The organism is Pseudomonas sp. GW821-FHT09C09 (genome assembly GCF_059418105.1).
Window position 1 is genome coordinate 81,436 of record NZ_JBWKPF010000005.1, and the last position, 26,639, is coordinate 108,074.

Below are 26,639 nucleotides of genomic sequence, written 5' to 3' on the forward strand. Positions count from 1 at the left end.
ATTTTTTCAAGGGCGATTGCTCGGAGTGAGTTCCTGCAATCGTCCTTCGATAAACCTGCGTTCCGGCTCCTGCCGGGTCAGTTCCAAGGCTCGCCGGTAAGCCACCCTCGCCTCCTCAACCCGCCCCAGCTGCCGACAAAACTCCGCCCGCGCCGAATGCGCCAGGTGGTAATCCTGCAATTCCCCGCGCTCCAGAATTCCTTCGATCAAGGTCAACCCCGCCAACGCCCCATCACGCTTGGCCACCGCCACCGCCCGGTTCAACTCGATCACCGGCGAAGGCACCGCCTGCAGCAACACGTCATACAGCCCGACGATCTGTTCCCAGTCCGTCTCCCCGGCCGTCGGTGCTTCGGCGTGCACTGCCGCAATCGCCGCTTGCAGGCAGTACGGCCCGAAGCGTCCGGTGGTCAGCGCCCGCTCCACCAGTTCACAGCCTTCGGCAATCAGCTCGGCATTCCACAATCCGCGATCCTGATCATCCAGCAGAATCAACTCACCGTTTGGCGTCGACCGAGCCGAACGCCGCGACTCATGCAACAACATCAATGCCAGCAAGCCCATGACTTCAGGGTCCGGCAACAACTCCAGCAGCAGACGCCCCAGACGAATCGCCTCACGGGTCAAATCCTCGCGGGTCACCTGGGCGCCGCCGGACGCCGAATAGCCTTCGTTGAACACCAGATAAATCACCCGCAACACGCTATCGAGGCGCTCGGGCAATTCGTTCAGGCTCGGGACTTGATAGGGGATTTTCGCGTCGCGGATCTTCGCCTTGGCCCGCACGATGCGCTGGGCAATTGCCGCCGGGGCCGAGAGAAATGCCCGGGCGATTTCTTCAGTGGTGAGGTCGCAGACTTCGCGCAGGGTCAGCGGCACTTGCGCGTCCGCCGCCAACGCCGGGTGGCAGCAGGTGAAGATCAGGCGCAGGCGATCGTCTTCCACGTCTTCAACGTCCCATTCGGACTGTTCCAGCTCTTCCAGTTGCGCCAGCAGCAACGGCTGCGAGGCCTTGAACCGTGCGCGGCGGCGCAACACGTCGATGGCCTTGAAGCGCCCGGTGGACACCAGCCACGCCCGTGGATTGTCCGGCACGCCATCCTGCTGCCAGCGTTCGACCGCGACGAAGAACGCCTCGTGCAAGGCTTCTTCGGCGAGGTCGAAATCGCCAAGCAGACGGATCAGGGTCGCGAGGATCCGCCGCGAGTCTTCGCGATAGACCTGCGCGACCCGGGCCGCGACCTCAGACATTCAACTGCCGCACGGGACGCACTTCAACACTGCCGACCCGGGCCGCCGGAATGTTGCCGGCGACCTGGATCGCTTCATTGAGGTCCCGCGCGTCGATCAGGTAGAAACCGGCCAACTGCTCCTTGGTCTCGGCGAACGGGCCGTCGGTGATCGACAACTTGCCGTTGCGCATGCGCACCGTGGTGGCGGTCTGCACCGACTCCAGCGCTTCGGCGGCGACCATCCGCCCGCTGCCCTGGATCGACTCGGCGTAGGCCCAGCACTCGGCGTCTTCCGGGCTGTCGGGCGACGAATGCAGCAGGCGCTCATCGCTGTAGACCAGGCATAAATACTTCATGGCGTTCTCCTGAATCGGACGGATCAACTATGGCTGAAGATCAGGGTTTCGCATCGAACAGCGTCGAGCCGGTCATCGGATCGAACGGTGCCGACCAGTGTTCATGGGCAATTTTCCACGCTCCGCCGACCAGCCGATAGCAGGCGGTGGCGCGCATCCAGCAGCTCTGGGTTTCGCCCTTGTCATTGGTGCCGCCGCAGTTGGCGACCCAGTGGGCGAAGGCGATGTTGTCGCCGGTCTCGATGGCGATTTCGTGGAACTCGAAAATGTGCGGGCCGGGGCACATTTCCATGCAGGCCACCCAGTGGGCGCGGTAGGCCTCCTTGCCCTTGAATTGCAGGGCCTTGATCGCATCGAACGAGAGGATGTCGTCGGCGTAAAGGGTCATGACCTTTTCCACGTCCTTGGTCATGACGGCCTGACGGTAAGTGTCGATGATGGCTTGAATCTGCGCTTGCGTACTCATGGGTTTTCTCCCTGTTTTTTGTTGTGAAGACACCCTTTGTCGTTCGGCGACTGGCCGGATCGACAGCTGAAACAAAAAAATTCCGAAGAAGACAAAATCGCTAGAATCCGGGACTCATCTTTGTAGGAAAAAGGAAATTCCCGTGTCAGCCCGACTCGTGCCTTACGAAAGCCTGAACGCCACCCAACGCCAGCAGGTCGAGGCCATTGAAATCCACGCCGAGCAGATCAAGTTCTCCGGCGACATCCACGGCGCCCTGCACACGCTGCTGTCGAAACCCGGCCCCGGCGTGAAAGGTTTTGCGCTGCTCGCCGAAGAGGTGCCGGTGGCATTCCTGCTGCTCAAGCGCCCGCCGGTGTTGCCGGAATGGGCCGATGAGCACAGCGCAACCCTGCATGCATTGCAGGTCGATCACCGCGCCCAGGGCAAGGGTTATGGCAAGGCCTGTCTGCTGGCGTTGCCGGACGTTGCGCGTCAGGCCTGGCCGGAGATCAAAGGGCTGGAACTGTCGGTGGACGCCGACAACGACGCCGCGATTGCGCTGTACGCCAGGTACGGTTTCGTCGACAGCGGCGAAGCGTACAAGGGTCGCATCGGTTACGAGCGGCGCATGGGCCTGTTCTTCTAATCGTCGAGGGAGCAACGATGATCGATTCAATCGAAGCGCTGGAAGCCATTTACGGACTGCCCCACGAGCGGGCAGTGCGCAAGCAGATCGGCTTTCTCAACGAGGACTATCAGGCGATGGTCCGGGTCTCGCCGCTGGTGATTGTCAGTTCGGTGGGCGCCGATGGCATCGACGGTTCGCCGCGTGGCGACGCGCCGGGGTTTGTGCGAATCATCGACGAACGCACCCTGGCTTTGCCGGACCGTCCGGGCAACAACCGCATCGATACCTTGCGCAACGTGCTGCACGATCCACGGGTGTCGCTGCTGTTCATCATTCCGGGGATTGGCGAGACGTTGCGGGTCAACGGCACCGCAACTATCAGCGCTGATCCGGAGTTGCTGGAAAGCTTCGCGGTCAACGGCAAACCGGCGCGCACGGTGTTGCTGGTGACGGTGGAGGCAGCGTTCTTCCATTGCTCGAAAGCGTTTGTGCGATCGGATGCATGGAATCCGCAAACCCATCTTCCGCGCTCGGCGCTGCCGACGGCGGGCGCGTTTCACAAGCGGCTGAATGATGGGCAGTTTGATGCCGAGGCCTATGATCGCGAGGCCCCGACGCGGGTGCGTGAAACGCTCTACTGAGGTTTTTACAGCGTCAGAATCATCTCATGCCACGCCATCCCGCCGTGGTCGGACTCGGACGGTTTGATGTAGGCAAAACCGAATCCGGCGTACAGCGGGATGTGCCGTTCCTTGCACATCAGGTGAATTGTCGCCTTGCCCTGGGCGCGCATGCGCTCGATGAATTCGCCCAGCAAGCGCTTGGCCAGACCCAGGCCCTGATAATCCGGGTGCACCACCACCGACATGATCACCACGTTCGGCCCGGCCGGGTCGTGGCCGATCAGCTCCTTGAACGCCTCGTCGGACATCTGCACGTCAAACGCCGCGCCGGAGTTGATGAAGCCGGCCACCTGCCCGTCCACCTCGGCGACAATGAAACCGTCCGGCCAGGTGGCGATACGCGTGGCGATCTTCTCACGGGTCGCGGCTTCGTCGCCTTCATAGGCGAGGGTTTCGATGGCGTAGCAGCGATCCAGATCGGCGGCGGTGACGTGGCGGATGACGGTGTTCATGGCGGCTCGAAATCAGTGAAAACAGGGCTGCCAAGGATAAAGGAATAAGGTGTTCATATCGATCCGCACGGGCGGCGTAAAGCCTGCGTATAAGCGCTTTTCTTCGGATTCGGGACGGTCTATTCCTGAGCACTGTCTCTGATCACCCGAAGGGGAAACAACTTATGAGCAGCGTGGAAATCGGTTTGTTGATGGTGTTGGGCATCAGCTTCTTCGGCTTCATTACCCTGGGCATCGACCTGTTGCGGGCACGACGGATCAAGGGCAAGTAAGGCTTGATCGGCAGCGCGAAGCGGGTTCGCGCTGCCGGTCGTTCATCAAGTTTTCTTTTCGACCGGGACGCAGATTTCCAGCTTGCCGGTATTGGTTTTCGGATTGAAATCGGCGCTGTAGCGTTCCAGCTCCGGGGCGTTGAGGCCCTTGTATTCGGAGGCCGGCAGCCAGGTTTTGTAGATGTACTCGATGGTCTGCGGCAGCAGGTCGAGCGAACCCTTGTGCTCGAACACCGCGTACTGGCGCGGGAGGATTTCGATCCACGGATACTTTTCCTGCGGGAAGTCGTCCAGCTTCCTGATCTCGACCCCGGCCATGTAATCGAAACCGCCGTTGCCGTCGAAATTGCTGCAGACGCCGTAGGTCACTTCACCCTTCTGCCCCGGAATATTTCCGATGTGCGGGATCAGTTTTTCCCACAGCGCAGGGATGTCCTGGACGGTCTCTTTGGTAAAGCGATCGCGAAAACCTGCAATCAGCAGGAAGTGTCCATGTTCGAAGCGAGGTTCAGCCACTTCGACGCGTTTTTGCTCATCCATGACTCGACTCCTTGGAACGAAAAAAGTGGGTTCGGCTGGGAGTATAGAAGCCAAACCCGATTCGCACATTTACAGCGTATGCAGCGCTTCGGCGGCGCCGGAGCCGACGAATTCGTTGTAACCGGATACGATCACGTAGACCGCGAAATAGCAGAAGATCGCTGCAGATGCCATGTAGGAGTAGCGCAACAGCTTGTCGCCCAGAAACTTGCCGCCATGGCTAGCCGCGAAGCACAGGCCCGCCGACCACAGCAGACCGGCACACAGGAAACCGCCAAGGAACAGCGCCGAACTCAGAGGGCCACCGCCACCGGATCGGGCGATCAACGTGCCGCCCACTGCCGCGAACCAGAGGATGGCGCTCGGCGACGACATGGCGAGAAAGATCCCGCGGAAGAATTCCTTGCGATGGGAGTTCTGGCCGACTTCGGCCGTCGCCGCCAGTTGCGCTTCGTGGTGGATCGCCGAATAGATCATCTTCGCCGCGAAGTAGATCAGCAGCGCCGAACCGCCGATCCACAGCACCCAGCGCACGGTTTCGTATTGCAGCAGAACGGTCATTCCGGCCAGCGCCAGCACCGCGTAAATCAGGTCGCCGACGCAGGTGCCGAGGCCCAGGGCAAAACCCTGAAAGTAGCCGCGTTGCATGGCCAGGGTGATCATCGCGATGTTGGCCACGCCGATGTCCAGGCACAGCGAAAGGCTCAGCAAGAAGCCGCTGGTGAATTCCATTGACCGTTTTCCTTGGGAAAAAATTGTTGTCGTGCACGCTGGACAGTCTGCCATCGCTGCCCTTATCTTCCGCCACAGGTCACCGCAGTGACCAGCGTCGCTCGGACGGTTCCGGGCGCTTACGTTATCCGAGGCAACAATGGCTGAACAAGGTTCGCCGCGCCGCTTTGCGCGCATAGATCGACTCCCCCCTTACGTTTTCAACATCACTGCCGAGCTGAAGATGGCCGCCCGACGTCGTGGCGAAGACATCATCGACTTGAGCATGGGCAACCCCGACGGCGCCACGCCGCCGCACATCGTTGAAAAACTGGTGCAGGTTGCACAACGCGAAGACACCCACGGTTACTCCACGTCCAAGGGCATTCCGCGCCTGCGTCGGGCGATTTCCAACTGGTACAAGGACCGCTACGAGGTCGACATCGACCCGGAAAGCGAAGCCATCGTCACCATCGGTTCCAAGGAAGGCCTGGCGCACCTGATGCTGGCGACCCTGGATCAGGGCGACACCGTGCTGGTGCCGAACCCGAGCTACCCGATTCACATCTACGGTGCCGTGATTGCCGGAGCCCAAGTGCGGTCGGTGCCACTGGTGCCGGGCGTGGACTTCTTCGATGAGCTGGAACGGGCGATTCGCGGCTCGATCCCGAAGCCGAAGATGATGATCCTCGGCTTCCCGTCCAACCCGACCGCGCAGTGCGTGGAGCTGGATTTCTTCGAGCGGGTGATCGCCCTCGCCAAACAGTACGACGTGCTGGTGGTGCACGACCTGGCCTACGCCGACATCGTCTACGACGGCTGGAAAGCCCCGTCGATCATGCAGGTGCCGGGCGCCAAGGACATCGCGGTGGAGTTTTTCACCCTGTCCAAGAGCTACAACATGGCGGGCTGGCGCATCGGTTTCATGGTCGGCAACCCGGAGCTGGTCAGCGCCCTGGCGCGGATCAAGAGCTACCACGACTACGGCACTTTCACCCCGCTGCAGGTGGCCGCGATTGCCGCGCTGGAAGGCGATCAGCAATGCGTGCGCGACATCGCCGAGCAGTATCGCCAGCGCCGCAACGTGCTGGTCAAGGGCCTGCATGAGCTGGGCTGGATGGTCGAGAACCCGAAAGCTTCGATGTACGTCTGGGCGAAGATTCCCGAAGCCTACGCGCACCTCGGTTCGCTGGAATTCGCCAAGAAACTGCTGGCCGAGGCCAAGGTCTGCGTCTCGCCGGGTGTCGGATTCGGTGAGTATGGCGACGACCACGTGCGCTTCGCGCTGATCGAGAACCAGGACCGGATTCGTCAGGCAGTACGCGGGATTCGCGGCATGTTCCGGGCGGATGGCCTGGGCACCAAGTAACTCGCAAATGTCGCCCACAAAAAAACCGCATCGCTGCGGTTTTTTTGTGCCTGCGATTCGCCGTTATACGAACAGCGACAGCAACAGAATGAAGCCCAGGCCGACCACCGACAGGATGGTTTCCATCGCTGTCCAGGTCTTGAAGGTCTCGGCCACGGTCATATTGAAGTACTGCTTCACCAGCCAGAAACCGGCGTCGTTGACGTGGGACAGGATCAGGGAACCGGCACCGGTGGCCAGCACCAGCAACTCGCGGTTCACACCCGGGATCATCCCGACCACCGGCACCACGATGCCCGCGCCTGTAATGGTCGCCACGGTGGCCGAACCGGTCGCGATACGGATCACCGCCGCCACCAGCCACGCCAGCAGGATCGGCGAAATCTGCGCGCTGACCGCCATGTGGCCGATCACGTCGCCCACGCCGCTGGTCACCAGCATCTGCTTGAAGCCGCCGCCAGCGCCGATGATCAGAATGATCGCGGCGGTGGGTGCCAGGCTCGCATCCAGCCACTTGAGCATCTGTTGGGAACCGATGCCCTGCTTATGGCCGAAGGTGTAAAGCGACAGCAGCAACGCCAGCAGCAGCGCCGAGATCGGGTGACCGATCATGTCCATCCAGGTGCGGAAGAAATGACCGTCCGGCAGCGCCACGTCAGCGAAGGTTTTCAGCAGCATCAGGAACACCGGCAGCAGCACGGTGACCAGGGTGATGCCGAAGCTTGGCAGCTTGGTCGAATCGGTTTCACGGGCCAGTTGATCGACCAGTTCCTGATTCGGCGTGCCCGGAATGTGCTTGGCGATGAACGTACCGAAGATCGGACCGGCAATGATGGCGGTCGGCAGCGCGACGATCAGGCCGTAGAGAATGGTCTTGCCGATGTCGGCACCGAACACGCCGATGGCCAGCAGCGGGCCCGGGTGCGGCGGCACCAGACCGTGCACGGCGGACAGGCCGGCGAGCAGCGGGATGCCGATCTTGATGATCGACACACCGGTGCGGCGAGCGACGATGAACACCAGCGGAATCAGCAGCACGAAGCCGATTTCGAAGAACAGCGGAATGCCCACCAGGAACGCGGCGAACATCATCGCCCACTGGACCTTGTCCTTGCCGAAGGCGCGAATCAAGGTCTGGGCGATCTGATCGGCACCGCCGGATTCGGCCATCATCTTGCCGAGCATGGTGCCCAGCGCGAGGATGATGCCGACGAAACCGAGCACGCCACCGAAGCCGTCCTGGAACGCCTTGATGATGGTGCCGATCGGCATGCCGGACGTCAGGCCGAGAAACGCGGCGGCGATGGTCAGGGCAATGAAGGGGTGAATCTTGAACTTGGTGATCAGGACGATAAGCCCGATCACCGTGACTACTGCATCAAGCAGCAGGTAGGCGTCATGGGACATGCCAAACATTGGGGGTGTCTCCTGGTTTGTTGTTGTTATTAAAGCGGGTTAATCAGAAGTCGAAAGGACAGCGCTGTCTTCACAATCACACTCATACCGCCTGTTTCAGGCCATGGGCCTGCCACCAGACGTGGGCTTGCGACGCCAGTTCTTCAACGCTGTGGATCGAAGCGTTCAGGGCCAGGGTCAACGGCTCGCCTACCGGCGATTCGAGGGTGGCGAACTGGCTTTCGATCAGCGTCGCCGGCATGAAGTGGCCCGGGCGATGGGACACGCGGTCGGCGGCGACTTCAGGCGTCAATTCGAGGAACACGAAGCCCAGGCCCGGCAAGGCGCTGCGCAGACGTTCGCGGTAAATGTGTTTGAGGGCCGAGCAGGTCAGCACCGGGCGTTCGCCCAGAGCGTCAACACGACGCAGCTCATCGCACAGGCTGTCGAGCCAGCCGGCGCGGTCTTCGTCGTTCAGGGGAATCCCCGCGCTCATCTTTTCGATGTTCGCGGCCGGATGGAAAGTATCGCCTTCAATGGCAGTGGCGCCGCTCAATTGGCACAGGGCCTCGCTGACGCACGTCTTGCCGCAACCGGCAACGCCCATGATGACCAGGGCGGTGATGGGATGATTCATGTAACACCTCAGCGCGCAGACAGCGCTACCTTTGCTAGCTATGACTCTAGTGCACAGGCAGAAGTTGCCGACGCCTTCTTGTCGTTTTTTTGGGTTGCAGCAGGTTTTGTCCCAACGCCAAAAAGCGAGGATCAGGCAGGACCTCGCTCACGCATTTGCAGCTGCATAAGGACAGCGCTACCTTAGTGCCTTGATTTTTGTTTGGCAAGCCGCCCGATGACCACCCCTAAAAACGATAAAAACACCCGCACCACCGGCCGTCCCACCCTTAATGAAGTCGCCCGGCTGGCCGGGGTCAGTCCGATTACGGCTTCGCGCGCCCTGCGCGGGGTCAGTACCGTCGCCACCGAACTGGTGGAAAAAGTGCAAAAAGCCGCGCTGGAACTCAACTACGTGGTCAACCCCGCCGCCCGCGCCCTGGCCTCGGCCCAGAGCCATTCGGTGGTGGTGCTGGTGCCTTCGCTGGCCAACCTGTTGTTCATCGACACCCTGGAAGCCATTCATCGGGTGCTCACGCCCAAGGGCTTCGAAGTGCTGATCGGCAACTTCCACTACTCCCGGGATGAAGAAGAAAACCTGCTGCGCAACTACATGGCCTATCAGCCACGTGGCCTTCTGCTGACCGGCTTCGACCGCACCGAAACCTCGCGGCGGATGATCGAGGCCAGCAACATTCCCTGCGTGTACATGATGGAGCTGGACAGTGCCGCCGGTGTGAATTGCGTCGGCTTCTCCCAACTCAGCGCCGGGGAAACCGCCGCCGAGCATTTGCTGTCCCGTGGCCGCAAGCGCCTGGCCTACATCGGCGCGCAGCTCGATCAGCGCACCCTGCTGCGCGGTGAAGGCTTTCGCAAGGCACTGCAGAAGGCCGGTCGCTACGACCCGGATCTGGAAGTGCTGACCCCGCGTTCTTCGTCCGTAGGACTGGGCGGCGAGTTGTTCCTGCAACTGCTGGCGGCACATCCGGACGTCGATGCGATCTTCTTCGGCAACGACGACCTGGCTCAGGGCGCCCTGCTCGAGGCGCTGCGCAACGGGATCCGGATTCCCGAGCAGGTGGCGATCCTCGGCTTCAATGACTTGCCGATGTCGGAGCACATGGTGCCGCGCCTCAGCAGCATCAACACCCCGCGCGAGGCCATCGGCCGGCGTGCGGCGGAGCAGATGCTGACATTGATGGCCGGCAACAGCGTGGCGCGGCCGGTCGAGGATATGGGCTTCGAACTTAAGATCCGCGAGAGCACCTGATAGGTGCCACCTGTAAGTTCTGACAGTAGACAGCATTCTGAGCGGGGAGAATCATGTGGCTGCCGCGTTGATCAACGACGCGCCCTCCCTTATTCACCAAGGATGTGATCATGAAAAAATCAAACGCTACGGGAACTTTCAACGCGAAAATCCAGGAAAACGGCGGCACAGAGATATCCCTCGACTTCACCACCCTCTATCTCGATTTTGCAACCGGCACGCTGAGCGTTGCCGGGTTCGTACCGGGTTCAACACAACCAGAACAAGGGCTTCAGTGTGATTTGTCAGGCGCTATCAACCCTGGTGTTTTCCCGATTGGTGCCGGCGCGTCCGCTTTTTACAACACAGGAAAACCGGGCGACAGTTCCTGGAATGCGGTATCGGGCAAAATCACTCTAAGCGCAGTAGATATCAAGAAATCGGCAAGCGGTGAAATTGAATTTACCGCCCAAGACGCCGCAAATCCGACGAAGAATGCCATCATTCGCGCAAAATTCTCTCTCACGAATATCTAGGCTATGTGGACCCGCCGACTTCGTAATTCTCTTCGCAAGTAATCCAGGCAAACGCCCTCTTTCTGTGGGGCGATTGCTCTTGAGAGTCGCTGTAGTCTCCTTGGAATATAGCCACGTATTAGCTACCGAGTAACTCCACAAGAGCCAGCGCCCCCTTCTGCAACGGCTGGCTCTTGAGCCACACCGCATGCACCGGCAGTACCAGCCCGTTTTCGATGTTGCGGAAATTCAGCCGTTTCAATCGTCCGCTATCGAGCCAAGGCTGCACCACCGACAGCGGAAAATTGCCCCAGCCCAGCCCCGCCTCGACCATCTCCAGCGCCGTCTCCAGACTGTCGGTGCGCCAGTGGGATTCAGCCACCAGCGGCCGGGTTTCGCTGATCGGCAAGTCGCGACTGCCGACGACGATCTGCCGCACATGCACCAGATCTTCGAGAAACAGATCCTGTCCCTGCAACAGCGGACTGTCCGCCGCCAGCGTGGCGATCATCCGTTCACTGCCGACAAACTGAAAGCGCTCCAGCACGTTCACGCTCAACCCGGCGAACGCCAGGCACACGCTGACCCGGCCACTGTGAAGCATCGCCAGCACGTCATCCTGCGGCGCGGTCAGCACTTCGATGTCGAGCAGCGGATGACGCTCGTTGATCTCCTTGATCGCCGCCAACAACCGTCGACGATCGATATCCGTCGCCACGCCAATCGACAACTTGCTCTCCAGCCCCAACGACAGCTGCACCGCATGCACCTGCAATTGCTTGAGCTGATCGGCGATCAGTCGCGCATGGGGCACCAGCGACAGCGCCATCGCCGTGGGTTGCGGTTCGCGGTGACTGCGGTCGAACAGCGGATAGCCGAGTTCGGCTTCCAGATTGCCGATGGCCATGCTCACCGCCGACGGGACTTTGCCCAACGCCCTGGCAGCGGCGGAAAAAGAACCGCGCTCGATCACGGCCAGAAACAGCTCGATGCTTTCGCTGTTGAAATTCACATCATCTACCTATCAATAAAACTGAAAGCTGCTGACTTTTTCTGTCATCCCCATTGAAGCTATCTTTCGTCGCCTTCGCCAGCCCCGCTGGCCACCAGTCGCAAGAAAGAGGCAATTCCCCATGCAAGGCGTCAAACGCAAACTGGTCTATGTATCGCTCTATGAAGTGATCGGCATGACCTTCTCGGCCCTCGGCCTGGCCCTGTTGTCCGGCACCTCGCCCGGCAGCACCGGTCCGCTGGCGGTGATCATCACCACCATCGCCGTGACCTGGAACTTCATCTACACCTCGCTGTTCGAGCGCTGGGAAAGCCGTCAGGTCTCGCGCACACGCACGGTCAAACGCCGCATCGCCCACGCCGTCGGCTTTCAGCTGACGCTGATCGTGTTCCTGATTCCGCTGATCGCCTGGTGGATGAATATCAGTCTGGTGCAGGCCTTTCTGCTGGATCTGGCGCTGATCGTGTTCATCCCTTGCTACACCTTCGCCTTCAACTGGCTGTTCGATAAGGTGTTCGGTTTGCCGGCCTCGGCGCTGCCGGATCCGGCACCCGCAGCATGAATCGCTGATTGGTAAGCGGATATTGCAAGAAATCGGCGGTTTTCCCGCGTAAGCCGCCGATATAAGCAATCCTTGATTTCCGATAGCAGGCTAAGCTTTTCCATCATAAAAAAATGGATCGGCCCATGACTGCACACGCCCCCGCCGCCGCGCAACGCGACGGCATCGACCCGATACGCGCCGCACAGATTTCCGCCCGCATCGACCGCCTGCCGGCAGTCGCCACGATCTGGCGGCTGGTGGCGTTGCTGTCGATTGGTGGTTTCTTCGAACTCTACGACCTGTTCCAGACCGCCTACATCAGCCCCGGGCTGATCCGTGACGGCATCTTCGCCACCGGCAATCAGGGCGTGTTCGGTTTCTCCGATCAGGCCGCGTTCGCCTCGGCGACCTTCCTTGGGCTGTTTCTCGGTGCCAGTCTGCTCAGTCCGTTGGCGGATCGTTTCGGGCGGCGGGCGATCTTCACCTTCGCGCTGGTCTGGTACACCGTGGCCACGGTGCTGATGGGCATGCAGAGTTCGGCGCTGGGGATCATCTGTATGCGTTTTCTGGTGGGCATCGGCCTCGGCATCGAACTGGTGACCATCGACGCCTACCTCTCGGAACTGGTGCCCAAGCGCATGCGCAGTTCGGCGTTTGCCTTCGCGTTTTTCGTGCAGTTCCTGTCGGTGCCGGCGGTGGCATTGATGTCGTGGTGGCTGGTGCCGCAGGCGCCGTTCGGAATATCCGGCTGGCGCTGGGTGGTGTTGGCGAGTGCGGTGTTTGCATTGTTCATCTGGTGGCTGCGCAAACGCCTGCCGGAGTCGCCGCGCTGGCTGGCCCAGCATGGCCGTTTCGATGAGGCGAACCGGATTCTCGACGGTATCGAGGCACGCTGCGAGAAAGATCACCGTCAACCACTGGACGCACCGGAAGCGGTAGCCGTGGATGTCGAAGGCAAGGGCCGTTTTGCCGATATCTGGCAACCACCATACCGCCGCCGCGCGCTGATGCTGATCGTCTTCCACATCTTCCAGGCCATCGGCTTCTTCGGCTTCGGCAACTGGCTGCCGGCGCTGCTCTCCGGTCAGGGCGTCAGTGTCACTCACAGCCTGATGTATGCGTTCATCATCACCCTCGCCTACCCGCTCGGGCCGTTGCTGTTCGTCAAATTTGCCAACCGTTTCGAGAACAAGTGGCAGATCGTCGGCTCGGCCCTCGGCGCCATGACTTTCGGCACCTTGTTCGCGTTGCAGACCAGCGCCTTCGGCCTGATCTTCTGCGGCGTGATGATCACCTTCTGCAACGCCTGGCTGAGCTTCAGTTATCACTCCTATCAGAGCGAACTGTTCCCCACCAACATCCGCGCCCGGGCGGTGGGGTTCTGCTATTCGTTCAGTCGCTTGTCGACGGTGTTCAGCAGCCTGTTGATCGGTCTGTTCCTCGACCACTTCGGCACGCCGGGCGTGTTGGCATTCATCGTTGCCAGCATGCTGATCGTGATGTTGACCATCGGTTACTTCGGGCCCCGCACCCGCAATCTTGCGCTGGAAAACATCGCTCATCGCTGACGGGCAACGGTCATCTTCTGCCGCCGGACGGCAAAGGATGACCGCTTCTGAAAACTGGAAATTCATTAACCTGCTGAATTCACGGGACTTATTCTGACGGCACGGTAATTGCTGCTTTACCGCCGACAGCAATTACCACAAGGTCCTCCATCATGTTGGTCAGCTCGAAACAAGCGGATCTGATTCATCTGCCCAAGCGCATCACCGATGACGCAACCGCCACGGCGGCGGCCGGTCTGCAAGGCGGGCTTCACGGCGCCATGCTGCAAACCCTGCAGAACCAGGCGCAGGCGCAAACCACCGAAGCCACCAATCAGGTGCAAAGCTCGGCCACGCAACTGGCCACCCAGCAAGTCAGCGAAGCCACGCGCATCAGCGACAACGTCGACGAGGCGTTCGCCAAGACGCGTGTAAACCTGCAAGCGACCGATGCCACGTCGACCAAGACCGCCGGCACCTCCGCCACGGACGAATTCAAGGACTACATGAGCAAGTCGCCGGAACAGCGCCTGCGCGACAGTATCCTGAAGGAAATGGGTCTGACCGAGGACGACATCAAAGCCATGCCGCCGGAGAAACAACTGGCCATCGGCAAGGAGATCGCCGATCGCCTGCAGGACAAGATGAAGCTGGCCGAGGCCGAGAAGCAGAACAAACAAGACGCCAACTCGGTCAAGATCAGCGACCAGTCGGCAGACAAGTTCCTCGCTTCGCTCTAACGAACGGCGCAATGAAAAAAGGATCCCCGAGGGGATCCTTTTTTTCAGCCGTAAAGCCGTCAGTTCAACTGCAACGTCTCGTTGAACTGGCTGATCGCATCCACCACGTGCCGCGAGCCCTGCTGAATCTCGCGGATCGCATCCCCCGCCTCGTTCGCCAGTTCCACCCCGAGCCCGGTGCGGCTCAGGCTCGACTGCATGCTCGACACCGCACTCAGTGACAACTCGTGGTTCTTGCGCACCACATCGACGATCTCCAGGGTCGCCTGACTGGTCCGCGCCGCAAGGCTGCGCACCTCATCCGCCACCACCGCAAAACCACGTCCGTGCTCGCCGGCCCGCGCCGCTTCGATGGCCGCGTTGAGTGCCAGCAGGTTGGTCTGGTCGGCAATCCCGCGAATGGTCTGGACGATGGTGCCGATGATGTCCGACTGCTTGCTCACCGCATCGATGCTCAGCGCCGCTTCGTTGAGGTCGCGGGAAATGTCCTGAATGATCTGCACCGTTTGCTGCACGACCTGTGAGCCTTTTTGCGCGCAGGCGTCGTTTTGTACCGAGGTGCTGTGGGCCGATTCCGCAGCGGTCTGCAAAGTGGTCATCTGGTGGGTGATATCGCTGGCGAACTTCACCACTTTGTACAGGCGGCCCTTGGCGTCGAACAGCGGGTTGTACGAGGCTTCGAGGTACACGGTCTGCCCGGACTTGTTCTTGCGTTCGAAGCGGTGCGAGTGATATTCGCCGCGATTGAGCGAAGCCCAGAACGCCTTGTACTGCGCCGACTCGGCTTCGGCACGGTGACAGAACAGACTGTGGTGATGGCCGACAATTTCGTTGAGCGAGTACTGCATGGTCTTGAGGAAATTGTCGTTGGCCGAGATCACATTGCCTTCCGGGGTGAACTCGATCACCGCCATCGAACGGCTGATGGCCGCGAGCATGCTTTCCTCTTCTTTTTCCTTGTTCACTCGCGCGGTAATGTCCGACGCTACTTTGATCACACTTCGGACTTGTTTGTCCGGGCCGTACACCGGCATGTAACTCGCTTCCAGCCAGATCTCCTGGCCACGCTTGTTCAGGCGCAGGAAGGTCCCGCTGAGCGGTTCGCCACGGGCCAGGTCACGCCACAACTTGGCGTACTCCTCGCTGCGATAGAACTCTTCCTCACAAAAGATCCGGTGATGTTTGCCGCGTACTTCCTCGGCACTGTAGCCCATGGTCTTGCAGAAGTTGTCATTGGCATCCAGCACGATCCCGTCGGGAGTGAATTCGATCATCGCCATCGAACGGCTGATCGCCTCCAGCTTGGCATTGGCTTCGGTCAGGGCACAGCTGAAGCGTTCGATTTCCTGCAGGTCAGCCTTGTGATGTAGGTTGAACATGTCTCTATCACCTTGAGCGCGGTCTTTTGATTTGATGAAAGTTCAGGTCTTTCAGAATCCACCACTACGTTCCACAGAACAGGCACACGCATTCCTCCACGGGAGGAAGTTGTCAGGTGATAAACGATGATTAATCAAAGAGTCCATGCAGCGACGCTCTAATCAAGACATCCTTCTCTTGATAGCCCGCGAACGGGCCATTCCTAACGTGTAGAAGAACTTCCATTTAAAAAACATGCTCCTTGCCGGTTAAGTGTCGGTGCCTTGGATTGCGCACTCTGGCAGCTTTGTTCTCGGCTAACCGATTGCTGTCGAGGCGCTTTGGATGGCGGTCGACATAGTTAGTTACGTGTGAGCATAGACAGCGCAAAGCCTTGCGCAAGGCCACTAGTCGGCCAGTACCACGGGGATTAAGGACAAAAAACGGACAAGAATCGGTTCAGCGGGCGGGATGTTTGTTGCCATTGCGACCGACTCGCAATGGCAACTTTTGAAACGACACCATTATCGGAAAAGAACTACAGACTTCCGCTGACTTTGTTCGCCACTTCACCCGGCACCCACGATTTCCACACTTGTGGTTGATCACGCAGAAACGCTTCGGCGACCTGACGTGGCTGCTGGCGCTTTTCGCTCATCCCGGCCAGGGTCTGGTTCAGCAGATCAATCGGCAAATCGACTTTCTCAAAGAACGTCACCAGTTCCGGATACTGCGCCTTGAACGGTGCCGACACGCCAATCGCCAGGCTCGCCGGCATCGAGCGGGTGCCTTTCGGGTTGGGGTTGTTGGCATCGGCCAGGGTTTTCCAGGCTTCGGCGTCGAACGGCGGCTCCTCCAGCTTCACCAGTTTGAAGCGGCCGAGCAGCGGCGTCGGCGACCAGTAGTAGAACAGCACTGGCTTGCCGCGCTTGATCGACGACGCCACCTCGGCATCCAGCGCCGCGCCGGAACCGGTGCGGAAGTTGACGAAGCTGTCGTTCAGCGCATACGCCTTGAGCTTCTGGCTGTTGACGATTTCCGAGGTCCAGCCGGTCGGGCTGTTGAGGAAGCGCCCGCGACTCGGATCTTCCGGGTCTTTGAATACATCCTTGTAGCGCGGCAGGTCGGCCACCGATTTCAGCTCCGGTGCCAGCGGTTTGATCCCGCGCTCGGGGTCGCCCTTGATCACGTACTCCGGCACCCACCAGCCTTCGGTGGCGCCCTTCACGGTGTCACCGAGGCCGAACACCTTGCCCTCGGCGGCGGCCTTGACCCATGCCGGGCTGCGCCCGGCCCACTCTTCGCCGATCACTTGAATGTCGTTTTTCGCCAGTGCCGCTTCGAGACTGACGGTGCTGCCCGGCAGTGTGTCGGTCGGGTAGCCGTAACCTTTCTCGACGATCAGGCGCAGCACTTCGGTGATGAAACTGCCGCTTTCCCAGGTGATGTCACCGAAGTGGATCGGCGCTTTTGATTCCGCAGCGACAACGTGGCCGGCCGTCAGGGTCAGGGCCAGCAGCGAACTGCCGAGCAGGGTTTTGATCGATCTCATGCGGACCTCTTGTTCTGGGAGGAAATCAGGATTTGGTTGGCGCTGTGGCGGTTGCACAGGGCCTGGGAACGGGTCATGTACATGCTCACCGAACGCTGGGAGATACCCAGTTCGGCGGCGATTTGCGGGTAGGTCAGGCCGTCGATGCGGGCCAGCAGAAAGGTCGAGCGCACCTTGCCCGGCAGGCGCTGGAGCGTTCGGTCCAGATGCTTGAGGCACTGCGACAGATCGGCAAGTTCTTCGGGAGACGGCGAGTGATCGAGGTCACTTTGCTGCAGTTGATTCAGATGCCGACGCTCCAGATCGCCCCGCCGCCAGCGCTCATACAGCAGCCGCTGGGCGATGGTGGTAAGCAAGGCGCGGGGTTCGCGGATGGCGGTCAGGCATGGTGCTTCGAGCAACTGCGCGAAGGTTTCGGCGGCGATGTCTTCGGCGCTGGCTGCATCGTTCGATTGCCGACGCAGGCGTGTGCACAACCATTGGTAATGGTCGCGAAACAACGTGTTCACATGATTGCGATGGGATGTGTCGGCGCCGGACATGGGGGCTCCTTGGTCAAGGGTCGCTGAATGTCCGGTCGTCCGGTGGCGCGATCCTAGCAAGGTGCCTTATGCGTTAAAAATACTTAAAAAGAATTTTTATATTCCATTTGTGAATTATCTGAAGCCGCTAGCGCAAGCGGCCATAACCCAGTTCCTCGGCCTCGCGCTGGTAGTCCAGCAGGACGAGGTAATCGCTTTCGCTGGCCGGCAGGACTTCGGGCAAACCGAGGACACGGGCCACATCCGGCAAGTCTTGCAGGCTGCGGTTCATGGCCCGGCGCAGGTGCTCGATCTGCGGGTCCGTCGTGCTGGAAGCAGTGATGAAGGGCAAGGTCGGGCTGAACGCACTGCGCGCCACCACCCGCAAGCCGCTGACCTCTTCGGGTGCGTGTTGCGCCAGGTACGCAAAGGTCACGCTGTCGATGGCCGCCAGATCGGCAAGGTCTTCGCGCAACCAGCGCAGGCTCTCGCGGTGACCGCCACTGAGGCCGACCGAAGCGAAAAAATGGCCGTCCCGTTGCAACGGTGCCAGGCGCTGGCGCAACAGGTTCATGCCGCTGTTGGAGTCTTCGCTGTTGATCACCCCGCGACTGTCGAAGAACTCTCCCAGACTGCGGCGCGGATCATCGGTGCGGGCGAGGATCAGGCTGCAATGATTGCCGGCCGTGGCGTCCGGCAATTCGTAGCGCGGACGGCCGACAAGCCTGACCTGCCCGCGCAACGCGGTCATCAGCGGATAGCCGCAGGTCTGGGTTAGCACCAATTGTGGCGACAGCCAGAGATCCCGCAGCGACAAGCCTTCGGCACTGAGCCGCGAACGGCCCAGGTGTTCGAGAATCCGCGCCAGCCACTGCTCGTTCGCCGCGCGGATCGGCTCGGGGGCGATGTACATCAACAGCTCTGCGTAACCTGACGACATGCTGACCTCAAATGAATGGATGCTGCGGACTGTCGATCGGCTTGATGCCGTGCCGGCGCCACAATTGCCCATAACCCTGCACCAGAAATCCGCCGCTGCGTTCGATCCATTGCTCCCGGCGCATGCGGTAGGCCTTGGGCAAGTCATACCACGCCAGCTTCGGCAAATCGTGGTGCACCAGATGGAAATTCAGGTTCAGGAACAGCCAGCGCCACGGCCATCCGGCTTCGTTGAGCACGGTGCGTTGCTCCGGTTGTGTGTGCGGCCGGTGTTCATAGTAGGAGCGGACCATGGCAATCGACAGCGCCGGGATGCTGATCAGCAGCAGGTAATGCCAGACCGGAAATACGCTGTAGCGGGCGATGAACACCAGCATCAGCACAGTCAGGGCACCGTGGGTCAGCCACATCAGCCAGGCCTGGCGTTCACCGTTTTTCAGGCGTTGCAGTTCTTCACCGGCCAGCGCCATCAATGCCAGCGGTGCGCCGAGGATGAATCGGCCGAGCACGGTCTTGTTCAGCCAGTGCAGGCTGCGTTCGAACAGCGAACTGCCCTGCCAGCGCTCGGCGCTCAGGTAACGGCTTTCGGGGTCGAGGCCGGGGATTGTCAGGTCTTCGTCGCGATGGTGCTGCAGATGGCTGTCGCGATAGAGCGTGTAGGGATACCACACGGCGAACGGCGCGTAGCCGAGGACTTTGTTGACGAAGGTCCAGCGCGTTGGATGACCGTGGAGTAATTCGTGCTGCACCGACAGCCACAACACCAGCAACGGAATCAGCAGCAGCGTGCTCCACCAGAGGCCCAGCCGTTCGCTGCCCAGCACAATCGCGAACCAACCGGCGTACACGCCAATCAGCAACAGCCAGGTCGGCCAGTCGGTGCGGGCGGTGAAGCGTTGGCGCAGGGTTTCGATCTGTTGGCGATGGGCATCGTCGAAATAGTGGGGCATGGCGTGGCTCGGAACGAAGGTCTGATCGTTCTGTGCAACGGCAGCGGAGAATCTTGCAGATTATTTTTTGCAGAGAAGAAAGGAGCCCGAAAAACGGGCTCCCGAGGAACGGTATCAATGGCCAAAAATGTCGACTTTCTTCGCCCTTTTCTCATGGCGTTTCTCTATAGCGGTCTTGGCCGGTTTCTTCTTCGCGGCTTTCTTCGAATCCATACCTTTGGACATGATGCGAACTCCTCTGAAGGGGATGTGGGATCAGGTATACACCTATCCCGGCGAGTACGTTGTTTTATAATCCGCGACTTTTGCACCGGCAGTCCGATTCATGACCGACACCCGTTACAGCCAGCTCGACGACCTGTCCTGGCCTTTGATGAACAAGTTCTACCGCCAGCATCAATCGTCGATGAAAGCGGTGCGCGAGGCGCAGTTGTGGGTGGCGCGGCGCGAGGAGATCGTGGCTGCGCTGTGCCTGCGGCCGGTGTTCGGCGGGCATTGGCTGACCGGGTTGTTCGTTGATCCGGCCTGCCGCGAACAAGGCATTGCCGCGCAGTTGATCGCGGCGGCGGTGAAAGATGTGGAGGCGCCGGTGTGGCTGTTCTGCCACCCGGACCTGCGCGGTTTCTACGAGCGGCGCGGCTTCACCTTCGACCCCGCCCTGCCCCAGGCGATGGCCGAGCGCTTGAGCCGTTATGCGCGGAGCAAGCCGATGATTGCCATGGAACTGGCGCCGCGCACTGGCTGATCAATCGTCAGCGTTGGGATCGAGATCCGGGAACATCACTTCGGTAAAACCGAACTTGCTGAAATCGGTGATGCGCGACGGGTACAACCGCCCGATCAGGTGATCGCACTCGTGCTGCACCACCCTTGCATGGAACCCCGAGGCCACACGCACAATCGGCTGCCCTTTGGGATCGACACCCTCGTAGCGGATCTGCTGATAACGATCCACCGCGCCCCGCAGGCCGGGCACTGACAGGCAACCTTCAAAACCCTCCTCCATCAACGGACTGAGCGGCGTGATCAGCGGATTGATCAGGATCGTCTGCGGCACGGCTTCGGCGTCCGGGTAACGCTCGCTGTGCTCGAAGCCGAAGATCACCAGTTGCAGGTCGACACCGATCTGCGGCGCGGCCAGGCCGACACCGCCGACGCTTTCCATGGTCTGGAACATGTCGTCGATCAGTTGCCACAGCTCCGGGCTGTCGAGCATTTCGGCGGGCACCGGCGGGGCAATGCGCAGCAGGCGCTCGTCGCCCATCTTCAGGATTTCACGGATCATGGTCAGGCTTCGTCAGTGTTCGGCTTGAGCGACTGATCGCGCCCCAGGCCGGAAACGTGTTGTTTGGGATGCTCATCGAGTTCGCCGGGGACTTTCTCGCCCGGGTCCTTGCCCTCGCTGGACATGTGTTCGATCACCGCATTCATCTCCGCCCCCAGCAACAGCACCGCGGCGGAAATGTAGAAATACAGCAGCAGCACGATGATCGCACCGATGCTGCCATACATGGCGTTGTAGTTGGCGAACGTCTTGACGTAGAACGCGAAGCCCAGGGACGCGACGATCCACACCACCACCGCCAGTACCGAGCCCGGGGTGATGAAGCGGAATTCCTGTTTGACGTCGGGCATCACGTAGTAGATCAACGCGACGGCCACCATCATCAGGATCACGATCACCGGCCAGCGAGCGATGGTCCACACGGTGACGATGAAATCTTCCAGCCCGAACTGCCCGGCAATCCAGCCCATCACTTGCGGCCCCAGCACCATCAGCGCGGCAGCGGCCAGCAGCATGCCGGCGATGCCGACGGTGTAGAAAATCGACAGCGGGAAACGCTTCCAGATCGGCCGGCCCTCGACCACGTCGTAGGCGGCGTTCATCGCGCTCATCATCAGCCGCACGCCGGCGGACGCGGTGTACAGGGCGATGACGATACCCACGGAAAGCAGACCGCCCTTGGACTGTTGCAATTGGTCGATCACCGGGTTGACCTGCTCCAGGGCCTGGGGCGGCAACACCAATTCCGATTGCAGGCGCAGCCAGGAAAAGAAGTCCGGCAGGTGCAGGAAACCGATCAGGGCAATCAGGAACAGAATGAACGGGAACAGCGAGAACAGCATCTGGTAGGCCAGTGCCGAGGCATAGGTCGACATCTCGTCTTCCATGAACTCGGTGACGGTACGCACGATGACCCGGTGCAGGGGCAGGCCTTTCATGTCGGGGAAAATCATTCGCGTCTCCTTTCGCCGCAAAACAGGTTGAAGTCGTGGCGACTCAGGGGCCGTTTTCTCTCATCAAAGTAGCCTACTTGGCGACTCTGAAACACTGTGATCCGTGACTGCATGTGAACGACACACAAAAACGGCCATCCTTGGATGGCCGCTTCGGTGTTTCGTTCAAGGCTGGATCAAGCCTTGTCGACGCCTTTTTTGATCGCGTCCTTGGCTTTGCCCACCGCTTGCTGGGCCTCGCCTTTCTTCTCTTGCAGTTTGCCTTCGGCTTGCAGTTTGGTGTTGTCGGTGGCTTTACCGATACCCTGCTTGACGTTGCCGACCGCTTCGTTGGCCATGCCTTTTACTTTATCGCCTGTGCTACTCATGGTGTTTCTCCTTGGTGCATTGAAGGGGAAAAGTCAGTACGTAATGATTGACTGGCCCGGTTTGCGCCAAGTTTCATTTATTTTCAGGGCTTCATTTCGTCGCGGTGTGCAGGTTGCGCTTTATGTTTGCGAGCATTGCCCCGAGAATGCCCACCATAAGGGCGCCAGGCGCCACAGAACCGATCCCGCAGGAATGTTATGAAACTCGATAAAAAGCAGGCCATCGCCCGTCGCAACCAGGAACTGGGCGGTGCCGTGCTCGGCACCAACAACTGCCACTTCGCCGAACTGAACCGCAACCGCAACATCTGGTGGTTCGACTTGCCGGTGTCGCGTCTGGCCATCGGTCAGTACGAGTGGATTCACCTGTTGATGCACACCCCGGCCACCGACGAACTGCTGCACCTGAAAGTGCCGACGGTGTTTCTGCGCGAGAAACTCGAAGGTCTGGTGATCCGCAACGAAGGCAAACGCAAGGCAGCCCTGAGCCTGGAACTGAGCGCCGACAAGGACTCGTACCTGCAGGACATGCGCCCGGCAGGCACCAATGTGAACTTCGCGCCGTTCCGTCAGTAAGCGATTCCTGCTTCAACAAAAAGCCCCGCATCTGCGGGGCTTTTTGTTTTATGCGGCGCTCTTGGCCTTGATCTTCTTCAGCTCTTCGTCGCGCAGTTCGCGGCGCAGGATCTTGCCGACGTTGGTCGTCGGCAGCGCATCGCGGAATTCCACCGAACGCGGCACCTTGTAGCCGGTGACGTTGGCGCGCATGTGCTCCATCACCGTTTCCTTGGTCAGCGTGACGCCTGGCTTGGCGACGATGAAGATCTTGATCGCTTCGCCCGATTTCTCGTCCGGAATGCCGATGGCCGCGCATTGCAACACGCCCGGCAGGGTCGCCAGCACGTCTTCCAGCTCGTTCGGGTACACGTTGAAACCGGAGACCAGGATCATGTCTTTCTTGCGATCGACAATGCGCATGTAGCCGTCCGGCTGGATCACCGCGATGTCGCCGGTTTTCAGCCAGCCTTCGCTGTCGAGCATCTCGTCGGTGGCTTCCTGACGCTGCCAGTAGCCTTTCATCACTTGCGGACCCTTGACGCACAGCTCGCCGATTTCGCCCAGCGGCTGCTCGACACCGGCGTCGTCGATGACTTTGCACAGGGTCGACGGCACCGGAATGCCGATGGTGCCGATCTGGATGTTCTGGATCGGGTTGACCGTGGCCACCGGGCTGGTTTCGGTCATGCCGTAGCCTTCGCAGATCGGGCAACCGGTGACCGCTTTCCAGCGCTCGGCGGCGGCCAGTTGCAGGGCCATGCCGCCGGACAGGGTGACTTTCAGCGCCGAGAAATCCAGCTTGCGGAAACCTTCGTTGTTGCACAGGGCCACGAACAGCGTGTTGAGACCGACGAAACCGCTGAACTTCCACTTCGACAGTTCCTTGACCATCGCCGGCAGGTCGCGCGGGTTGCTGATCAGGATGTTGTGGTTGCCGATCAGCATCATCGCCATGCAATGAAAGGTGAACGCATAGATGTGGTACAGCGGCAGCGGAGTGATCAGGATCTCGCAACCTTCATTGAGGTTGGAGCCCATCAGCGCCTTGCACTGCAGCATGTTGGCGACGAGGTTGCGATGGGTGAGCATCGCGCCCTTGGCCACGCCGGTAGTGCCGCCGGTGTATTGCAGCACAGCGACGTCGCCGCTGTTCGGGTTGGCTTCGGCGACCGGCTGGCCCTGGCCCTTGCTCAGCACGTCGTTGAACTTGACGGCTTTTGGCAGGTGATAGGCCGGAACCATTTTCTTCACGTACTTGATGACGCTGTTGATCAGCAGACGCTTGAGCGGCGGCAGCAGGTCGGCGACTTCGGTGACGATGACGTGTTTGACGCCGGTTTTCGGCACCACGGCTTCGGCCAGGTGCGCCATGTTCGCCAGGCACACCAGCGCCTTGGCACCGGAGTCATTGAACTGGTGTTCCATTTCCCGCGCGGTGTACAGCGGGTTGGTATTGACCACGATCAGCCCGGCACGGATGGCACCGAAGACGGCGACCGGGTACTGCAACACGTTGGGCAGTTGCACGGCGATTCGATCACCGGGCTGCAAATCGGTATGCTGTTGCAGATAAGCGGCAAACGCACCGGACAATTCGTACAGTTCACCGTAGGTGATGGTCTTGCCCAGGTTGCTGAACGCCGGTTTGTCGGCGAAGCGTTGGCAGGATTGCTTCAACACTGCCTGAATATTCGGGTACTCGTCTGGATTGATGTCGGCAGCAATTCCAGCGGGGTACTTATCCTTCCAAAAGTCTTCGATCATGGAAGCCCACTCCTCAGCAACGCGAATTCAGCACCGCATTTGATGCGATTATTATTGGTGTTTGTTTATTGGTGAGTCTGGCTTTTTACAAGGCCGAGAAGTCACAAAGCGCGCCGAGAGTAGCAGCTTTGCCAAGGGTCGACTAGAGCCAAAAGCGGCCCCTACAGTCATTTTCATGACTCAAGAACTACTGGCAGTCATTTTAGAGCAAAAATCCTATAACACCTTGAAAGTCCCGGTTTCCGGGGTCTGTAAACAAAAAATCGCGAGCAGGCTCGCTCCCACAGGATCATCAGCGAACCGGTGGGAGCGAGCCTGCTCGCGATTGCGCGAAGCGCAGTTCTTTTAGGCGATATCGCGTAACTCTCTGCGCAGGATCTTCCCGACAGGCGTCATCGGCAACGACTCACGCAGCACGATGTGTTTCGGCACCTTGTACGCGGTGAAATTCTCTTTGCAGTAGGCCTTCAGCTCTTCCAGGCTGACCCCGGTTTCCCGCGCCACCACAAACAGCTTCACCGCTTCCCCGGAACGCTCGTCCGGCACACCGATCACCGCACAGTTGGCGACTTTCGGATGGGCCATCACCACGTCTTCGATTTCGTTCGGGTACACGTTGAAACCGGAGACGATGATCATGTCTTTCTTGCGGTCGACGATGCGCACGAAACCGTCCGGGTCGATCACCGCAATGTCGCCGGACTTGAACCAGCCCTCGGCATCCAGCACTTCGGCGGTGGCCTCGGGTTTCTGCCAGTAGCCCTTCATGATCTGCGGGCCCTTGATGCACAGTTCGCCGCGCTCGCCCAAAGGCTGCTCGACGCCGTCGTCATTGATGACTTTCAATCGGGTGCCCGGCACCGGCAGGCCGACCGTACCGATTCGCGACAGTTCGCCGTACGGGTTGGTGCAGGCCACCGGTGAGGTTTCGGTCAGGCCGTAGCCTTCGGTGATGCGGCAACCGGTGAGCTGCTCCCAGCGTTCGGCGGTGGCCTTGACCAGCGCGGTGCCGCCGGAGTTGGTGAGTTTGAGCGTGGAGAAATCCAGCGTCTTGAAGTCCGGATGATCCATCAGCGCGACGAACAGGGTGTTGAGCCCCAGCAGCGCCGAGAACTTCCAGTTTTTCAACTCCTTGATAAAGCCACCGATGTCACGCGGGTTGGTGATCAATACGTTGTGGTTGCCGGACACCATCATGCACATGCAATTCGCGGTGAAGGCATAGATGTGGTACAGCGGCAACGGCGCAATCATCACTTCCTGGCCTTCGCGCAACAACGGCTGACCGTCGCTGCCGAACTGACCAAGACAGGCGCGCACCTGCTGCATGTTCGCTACCAGATTGCCGTGGGTGAGCATCGCGCCCTTGGCCAGGCCGGTGGTGCCGCCGGTGTATTGCAGCACGGCGATGTCGTCCAGGCCGGCCTTCAACGGCTTGATACCCAGGCCCCGGCCCATGCGCAACGCGCTCTTGAAGGAAATCGCCTGTGGCAACGAGTACGCCGGCACCATTTTCTTCACTTTGCTGACCACGGTGTTGACCAGCCAGCCCTTGGCGGTGGGCATCAGGTCGCCCATCTTCGCTTCGATCAGGTACTGGATATCGGTGTCCGGCAGCACTTCCTGGACTTTCTGGCCGAACATGTTCAGGTACACCAGCGCCCGGGCACCTGAGTCCTTGAACTGGTGACGCATCTCCCGCGCGGTATACAGCGGGTTGGTGTTGACCACGATCAGCCCGGCGCGCAGGGCACCGAACACGGCAATCGGATAATGCAGGACGTTGGGCATCTGCACCGCGATGCGATCCCCCGGCGCCAGATCAGTGTGGGCTTGCAGGTAACCGGCGAACGCGGCGCTCTGGCGCTCGAGCTCGGCGTAGGTCAGGGTCACGCCCATGTTGCTGAACGCCGGGCGATCAGCGAATTTCTTGCAGGAACGCTCGAACACCTCGATCACCGACTTGAACTCATTCGCGTCGATGTCCAGGGGTACGCCCGCCGGGCGTTTGTCATTCCAGAAATCAGGTTGCATTGTTCTTGTCCTCTTTACCTGAGCCGATCCGGGGCCGCTTCGCTGTCA

The 26,639-nt window shown here is 60.2% G+C and carries 29 protein-coding genes and 1 pseudogene; 10 read left to right on the forward strand and 20 right to left on the reverse strand.

What is annotated here, in order from left to right; genetic code table 11:
- Window positions 1–6 precede the first annotated feature (6 nt).
- From AC07NR_RS16955 to AC07NR_RS16965, 3 genes are read right to left on the reverse strand one after another with little or no spacing between them, the layout of a single operon-like run.
- Window positions 7–1,251 carry an RNA polymerase sigma factor gene (locus AC07NR_RS16955; RefSeq protein ID WP_495079011.1) on the reverse strand — a complete coding sequence of 415 codons (1,245 nt, stop codon included), beginning with the start codon at window positions 1,249–1,251 and terminating at the stop codon, window positions 7–9.
- Window positions 1,244–1,588, reverse strand: a complete 345-nt coding sequence (locus AC07NR_RS16960) for a YciI family protein (protein WP_007951101.1) — start codon at window positions 1,586–1,588, stop codon at window positions 1,244–1,246. Before AC07NR_RS16960 ends, AC07NR_RS16955 begins: the two co-directional genes overlap by 8 nt.
- A gap of 40 nt (window positions 1,589–1,628) precedes the next feature.
- Complete coding sequence (locus AC07NR_RS16965; protein ID WP_114884994.1) at window positions 1,629–2,054, reverse strand: YybH family protein; 426 nt, start codon at window positions 2,052–2,054, stop codon at window positions 1,629–1,631.
- A gap of 142 nt (window positions 2,055–2,196) precedes the next feature.
- On the opposite strand from AC07NR_RS16965, the gene AC07NR_RS16970 reads away from it, so the two are divergent.
- Together AC07NR_RS16970 and AC07NR_RS16975 are read left to right on the forward strand one after the other, a co-directional pair.
- Window positions 2,197–2,682 (forward strand): GNAT family N-acetyltransferase, encoded by a 486-nt coding sequence (locus AC07NR_RS16970; RefSeq protein ID WP_114884996.1) that lies wholly within the window; start codon window positions 2,197–2,199, stop codon window positions 2,680–2,682.
- 17 nt (window positions 2,683–2,699) lie between these two features.
- Window positions 2,700–3,305, forward strand: a complete 606-nt coding sequence (locus tag AC07NR_RS16975) for a pyridoxamine 5'-phosphate oxidase family protein (RefSeq protein ID WP_495079012.1) — start codon at window positions 2,700–2,702, stop codon at window positions 3,303–3,305.
- A 5-nt stretch (window positions 3,306–3,310) separates the two neighbouring features.
- Here the strand turns inward: AC07NR_RS16975 and AC07NR_RS16980 are convergent, their stop codons facing one another.
- The 3 genes from AC07NR_RS16980 to AC07NR_RS16990 all read right to left on the reverse strand — a co-directional run bounded on the left by AC07NR_RS16980 (window position 3,311) and on the right by AC07NR_RS16990 (window position 5,343).
- On the reverse strand, window positions 3,311–3,799 hold the full coding sequence (locus AC07NR_RS16980; RefSeq protein WP_085709682.1) for a GNAT family N-acetyltransferase: 489 nt from the start codon (window positions 3,797–3,799) through the stop codon (window positions 3,311–3,313).
- Between the two features lie 317 nt (window positions 3,800–4,116).
- A complete protein-coding gene (locus tag AC07NR_RS16985) occupies window positions 4,117–4,611 on the reverse strand; it encodes a GyrI-like domain-containing protein (protein WP_096818199.1) in 495 nt (164 codons plus the stop codon).
- A gap of 69 nt (window positions 4,612–4,680) precedes the next feature.
- The gene (locus AC07NR_RS16990) at window positions 4,681–5,343 is read right to left on the reverse strand and encodes a LysE family translocator (protein WP_495079013.1); all 663 of its coding nucleotides are present in this window, start codon (window positions 5,341–5,343) and stop codon (window positions 4,681–4,683) included.
- Window positions 5,344–5,482: 139 nt separating this feature from the next.
- Between AC07NR_RS16990 and alaC the strand changes: the two genes are divergently transcribed.
- On the forward strand, window positions 5,483–6,691 hold the full coding sequence (gene alaC / locus AC07NR_RS16995; protein ID WP_114885004.1) for an alanine transaminase: 1,209 nt from the start codon (window positions 5,483–5,485) through the stop codon (window positions 6,689–6,691).
- A gap of 63 nt (window positions 6,692–6,754) precedes the next feature.
- Here alaC and AC07NR_RS17000 read toward each other — a convergent pair whose 3' ends face one another.
- Both AC07NR_RS17000 and AC07NR_RS17005 read right to left on the reverse strand, forming a co-directional pair.
- The gene (locus AC07NR_RS17000; RefSeq protein WP_119427898.1) at window positions 6,755–8,107 is read right to left on the reverse strand and encodes a GntP family permease; all 1,353 of its coding nucleotides are present in this window, start codon (window positions 8,105–8,107) and stop codon (window positions 6,755–6,757) included.
- Window positions 8,108–8,189: 82 nt separating this feature from the next.
- Window positions 8,190–8,723, reverse strand: a complete 534-nt coding sequence (locus tag AC07NR_RS17005; RefSeq protein ID WP_085730316.1) for a gluconokinase — start codon at window positions 8,721–8,723, stop codon at window positions 8,190–8,192.
- Between the two features lie 216 nt (window positions 8,724–8,939).
- Here AC07NR_RS17005 and gntR point away from each other — a divergent pair, with 216 nt between their 5' ends.
- Both gntR and AC07NR_RS17015 read left to right on the forward strand, forming a co-directional pair.
- Entirely contained in the window at window positions 8,940–9,971 is a 1,032-nt protein-coding gene (gntR, locus tag AC07NR_RS17010) for an HTH-type transcriptional regulator GntR (protein WP_065259320.1), read from the forward strand.
- A 110-nt stretch (window positions 9,972–10,081) separates the two neighbouring features.
- On the forward strand, window positions 10,082–10,486 hold the full coding sequence (locus tag AC07NR_RS17015) for a hypothetical protein (protein WP_495079014.1): 405 nt from the start codon (window positions 10,082–10,084) through the stop codon (window positions 10,484–10,486).
- Window positions 10,487–10,604: 118 nt separating this feature from the next.
- Here the strand turns inward: AC07NR_RS17015 and AC07NR_RS17020 are convergent, their stop codons facing one another.
- On the reverse strand, window positions 10,605–11,477 hold the full coding sequence (locus tag AC07NR_RS17020; protein WP_495079015.1) for a LysR family transcriptional regulator: 873 nt from the start codon (window positions 11,475–11,477) through the stop codon (window positions 10,605–10,607).
- Between the two features lie 121 nt (window positions 11,478–11,598).
- On the opposite strand from AC07NR_RS17020, the gene AC07NR_RS17025 reads away from it, so the two are divergent.
- The 3 genes from AC07NR_RS17025 (at window position 11,599) to AC07NR_RS17035 (ending at window position 14,308) form a co-directional block, all read left to right on the forward strand.
- Complete coding sequence (locus AC07NR_RS17025) at window positions 11,599–12,039, forward strand: PACE efflux transporter (RefSeq protein ID WP_085709676.1); 441 nt, start codon at window positions 11,599–11,601, stop codon at window positions 12,037–12,039.
- 125 nt (window positions 12,040–12,164) lie between these two features.
- A complete protein-coding gene (locus AC07NR_RS17030; protein WP_495079016.1) occupies window positions 12,165–13,589 on the forward strand; it encodes an MFS transporter in 1,425 nt (474 codons plus the stop codon).
- 152 nt (window positions 13,590–13,741) lie between these two features.
- Window positions 13,742–14,308 (forward strand): hypothetical protein, encoded by a 567-nt coding sequence (locus AC07NR_RS17035; protein WP_495079017.1) that lies wholly within the window; start codon window positions 13,742–13,744, stop codon window positions 14,306–14,308.
- A gap of 59 nt (window positions 14,309–14,367) precedes the next feature.
- On the opposite strand, the gene AC07NR_RS17040 is transcribed toward AC07NR_RS17035, so the two are convergent.
- From AC07NR_RS17040 to AC07NR_RS17065, 6 genes and pseudogenes are all read right to left on the reverse strand, one after another.
- On the reverse strand, window positions 14,368–14,907 hold the full coding sequence (locus tag AC07NR_RS17040; protein ID WP_371320920.1) for a methyl-accepting chemotaxis protein: 540 nt from the start codon (window positions 14,905–14,907) through the stop codon (window positions 14,368–14,370).
- 9 nt (window positions 14,908–14,916) lie between these two features.
- Window positions 14,917–15,687 (reverse strand): annotated as a pseudogene (locus AC07NR_RS17045) (PAS domain-containing protein); the annotation flags it as partial.
- Window positions 15,688–16,205: 518 nt separating this feature from the next.
- Window positions 16,206–17,219, reverse strand: a complete 1,014-nt coding sequence (locus AC07NR_RS17050) for an ABC transporter substrate-binding protein (protein ID WP_495079018.1) — start codon at window positions 17,217–17,219, stop codon at window positions 16,206–16,208.
- Window positions 17,216–17,761 (reverse strand): sigma-70 family RNA polymerase sigma factor, encoded by a 546-nt coding sequence (locus tag AC07NR_RS17055; RefSeq protein WP_495079019.1) that lies wholly within the window; start codon window positions 17,759–17,761, stop codon window positions 17,216–17,218. Before AC07NR_RS17055 ends, AC07NR_RS17050 begins: the two co-directional genes overlap by 4 nt.
- Before the next feature lie 127 nt (window positions 17,762–17,888).
- Window positions 17,889–18,680, reverse strand: a complete 792-nt coding sequence (locus tag AC07NR_RS17060; RefSeq protein WP_495079020.1) for a phosphate/phosphite/phosphonate ABC transporter substrate-binding protein — start codon at window positions 18,678–18,680, stop codon at window positions 17,889–17,891.
- 7 nt (window positions 18,681–18,687) lie between these two features.
- Window positions 18,688–19,629, reverse strand: a complete 942-nt coding sequence (locus AC07NR_RS17065; RefSeq protein ID WP_495079021.1) for a fatty acid desaturase — start codon at window positions 19,627–19,629, stop codon at window positions 18,688–18,690.
- Window positions 19,630–19,954: 325 nt separating this feature from the next.
- Here AC07NR_RS17065 and AC07NR_RS17070 point away from each other — a divergent pair, with 325 nt between their 5' ends.
- On the forward strand, window positions 19,955–20,374 hold the full coding sequence (locus tag AC07NR_RS17070) for a GNAT family N-acetyltransferase (protein WP_134827864.1): 420 nt from the start codon (window positions 19,955–19,957) through the stop codon (window positions 20,372–20,374).
- Here the strand turns inward: AC07NR_RS17070 and def are convergent, their stop codons facing one another.
- From def to AC07NR_RS17085, 3 genes are all read right to left on the reverse strand, one after another.
- The gene (def, locus tag AC07NR_RS17075) at window positions 20,375–20,914 is read right to left on the reverse strand and encodes a peptide deformylase (RefSeq protein WP_114885021.1); all 540 of its coding nucleotides are present in this window, start codon (window positions 20,912–20,914) and stop codon (window positions 20,375–20,377) included. It lies immediately after the preceding gene.
- Between the two features lie 2 nt (window positions 20,915–20,916).
- Window positions 20,917–21,867: a YihY/virulence factor BrkB family protein gene (locus tag AC07NR_RS17080; protein WP_085709666.1), complete on the reverse strand. Its 951-nt coding sequence runs from the start codon at window positions 21,865–21,867 to the stop codon at window positions 20,917–20,919.
- A gap of 176 nt (window positions 21,868–22,043) precedes the next feature.
- On the reverse strand, window positions 22,044–22,235 hold the full coding sequence (locus tag AC07NR_RS17085; protein WP_114885023.1) for a CsbD family protein: 192 nt from the start codon (window positions 22,233–22,235) through the stop codon (window positions 22,044–22,046).
- A 198-nt stretch (window positions 22,236–22,433) separates the two neighbouring features.
- Here AC07NR_RS17085 and AC07NR_RS17090 point away from each other — a divergent pair, with 198 nt between their 5' ends.
- Complete coding sequence (locus AC07NR_RS17090; protein ID WP_007951149.1) at window positions 22,434–22,811, forward strand: hypothetical protein; 378 nt, start codon at window positions 22,434–22,436, stop codon at window positions 22,809–22,811.
- 48 nt (window positions 22,812–22,859) lie between these two features.
- Here AC07NR_RS17090 and fadD1 read toward each other — a convergent pair whose 3' ends face one another.
- A complete protein-coding gene (gene fadD1 / locus AC07NR_RS17095; RefSeq protein ID WP_114885024.1) occupies window positions 22,860–24,557 on the reverse strand; it encodes a long-chain-fatty-acid--CoA ligase FadD1 in 1,698 nt (565 codons plus the stop codon).
- 345 nt (window positions 24,558–24,902) lie between these two features.
- Window positions 24,903–26,591, reverse strand: coding sequence for a long-chain-fatty-acid--CoA ligase FadD2 (gene fadD2, locus AC07NR_RS17100; RefSeq protein WP_423204158.1), 1,689 nt, complete (start codon window positions 26,589–26,591; stop codon window positions 24,903–24,905).
- Window positions 26,592–26,639 lie beyond the last annotated feature (48 nt).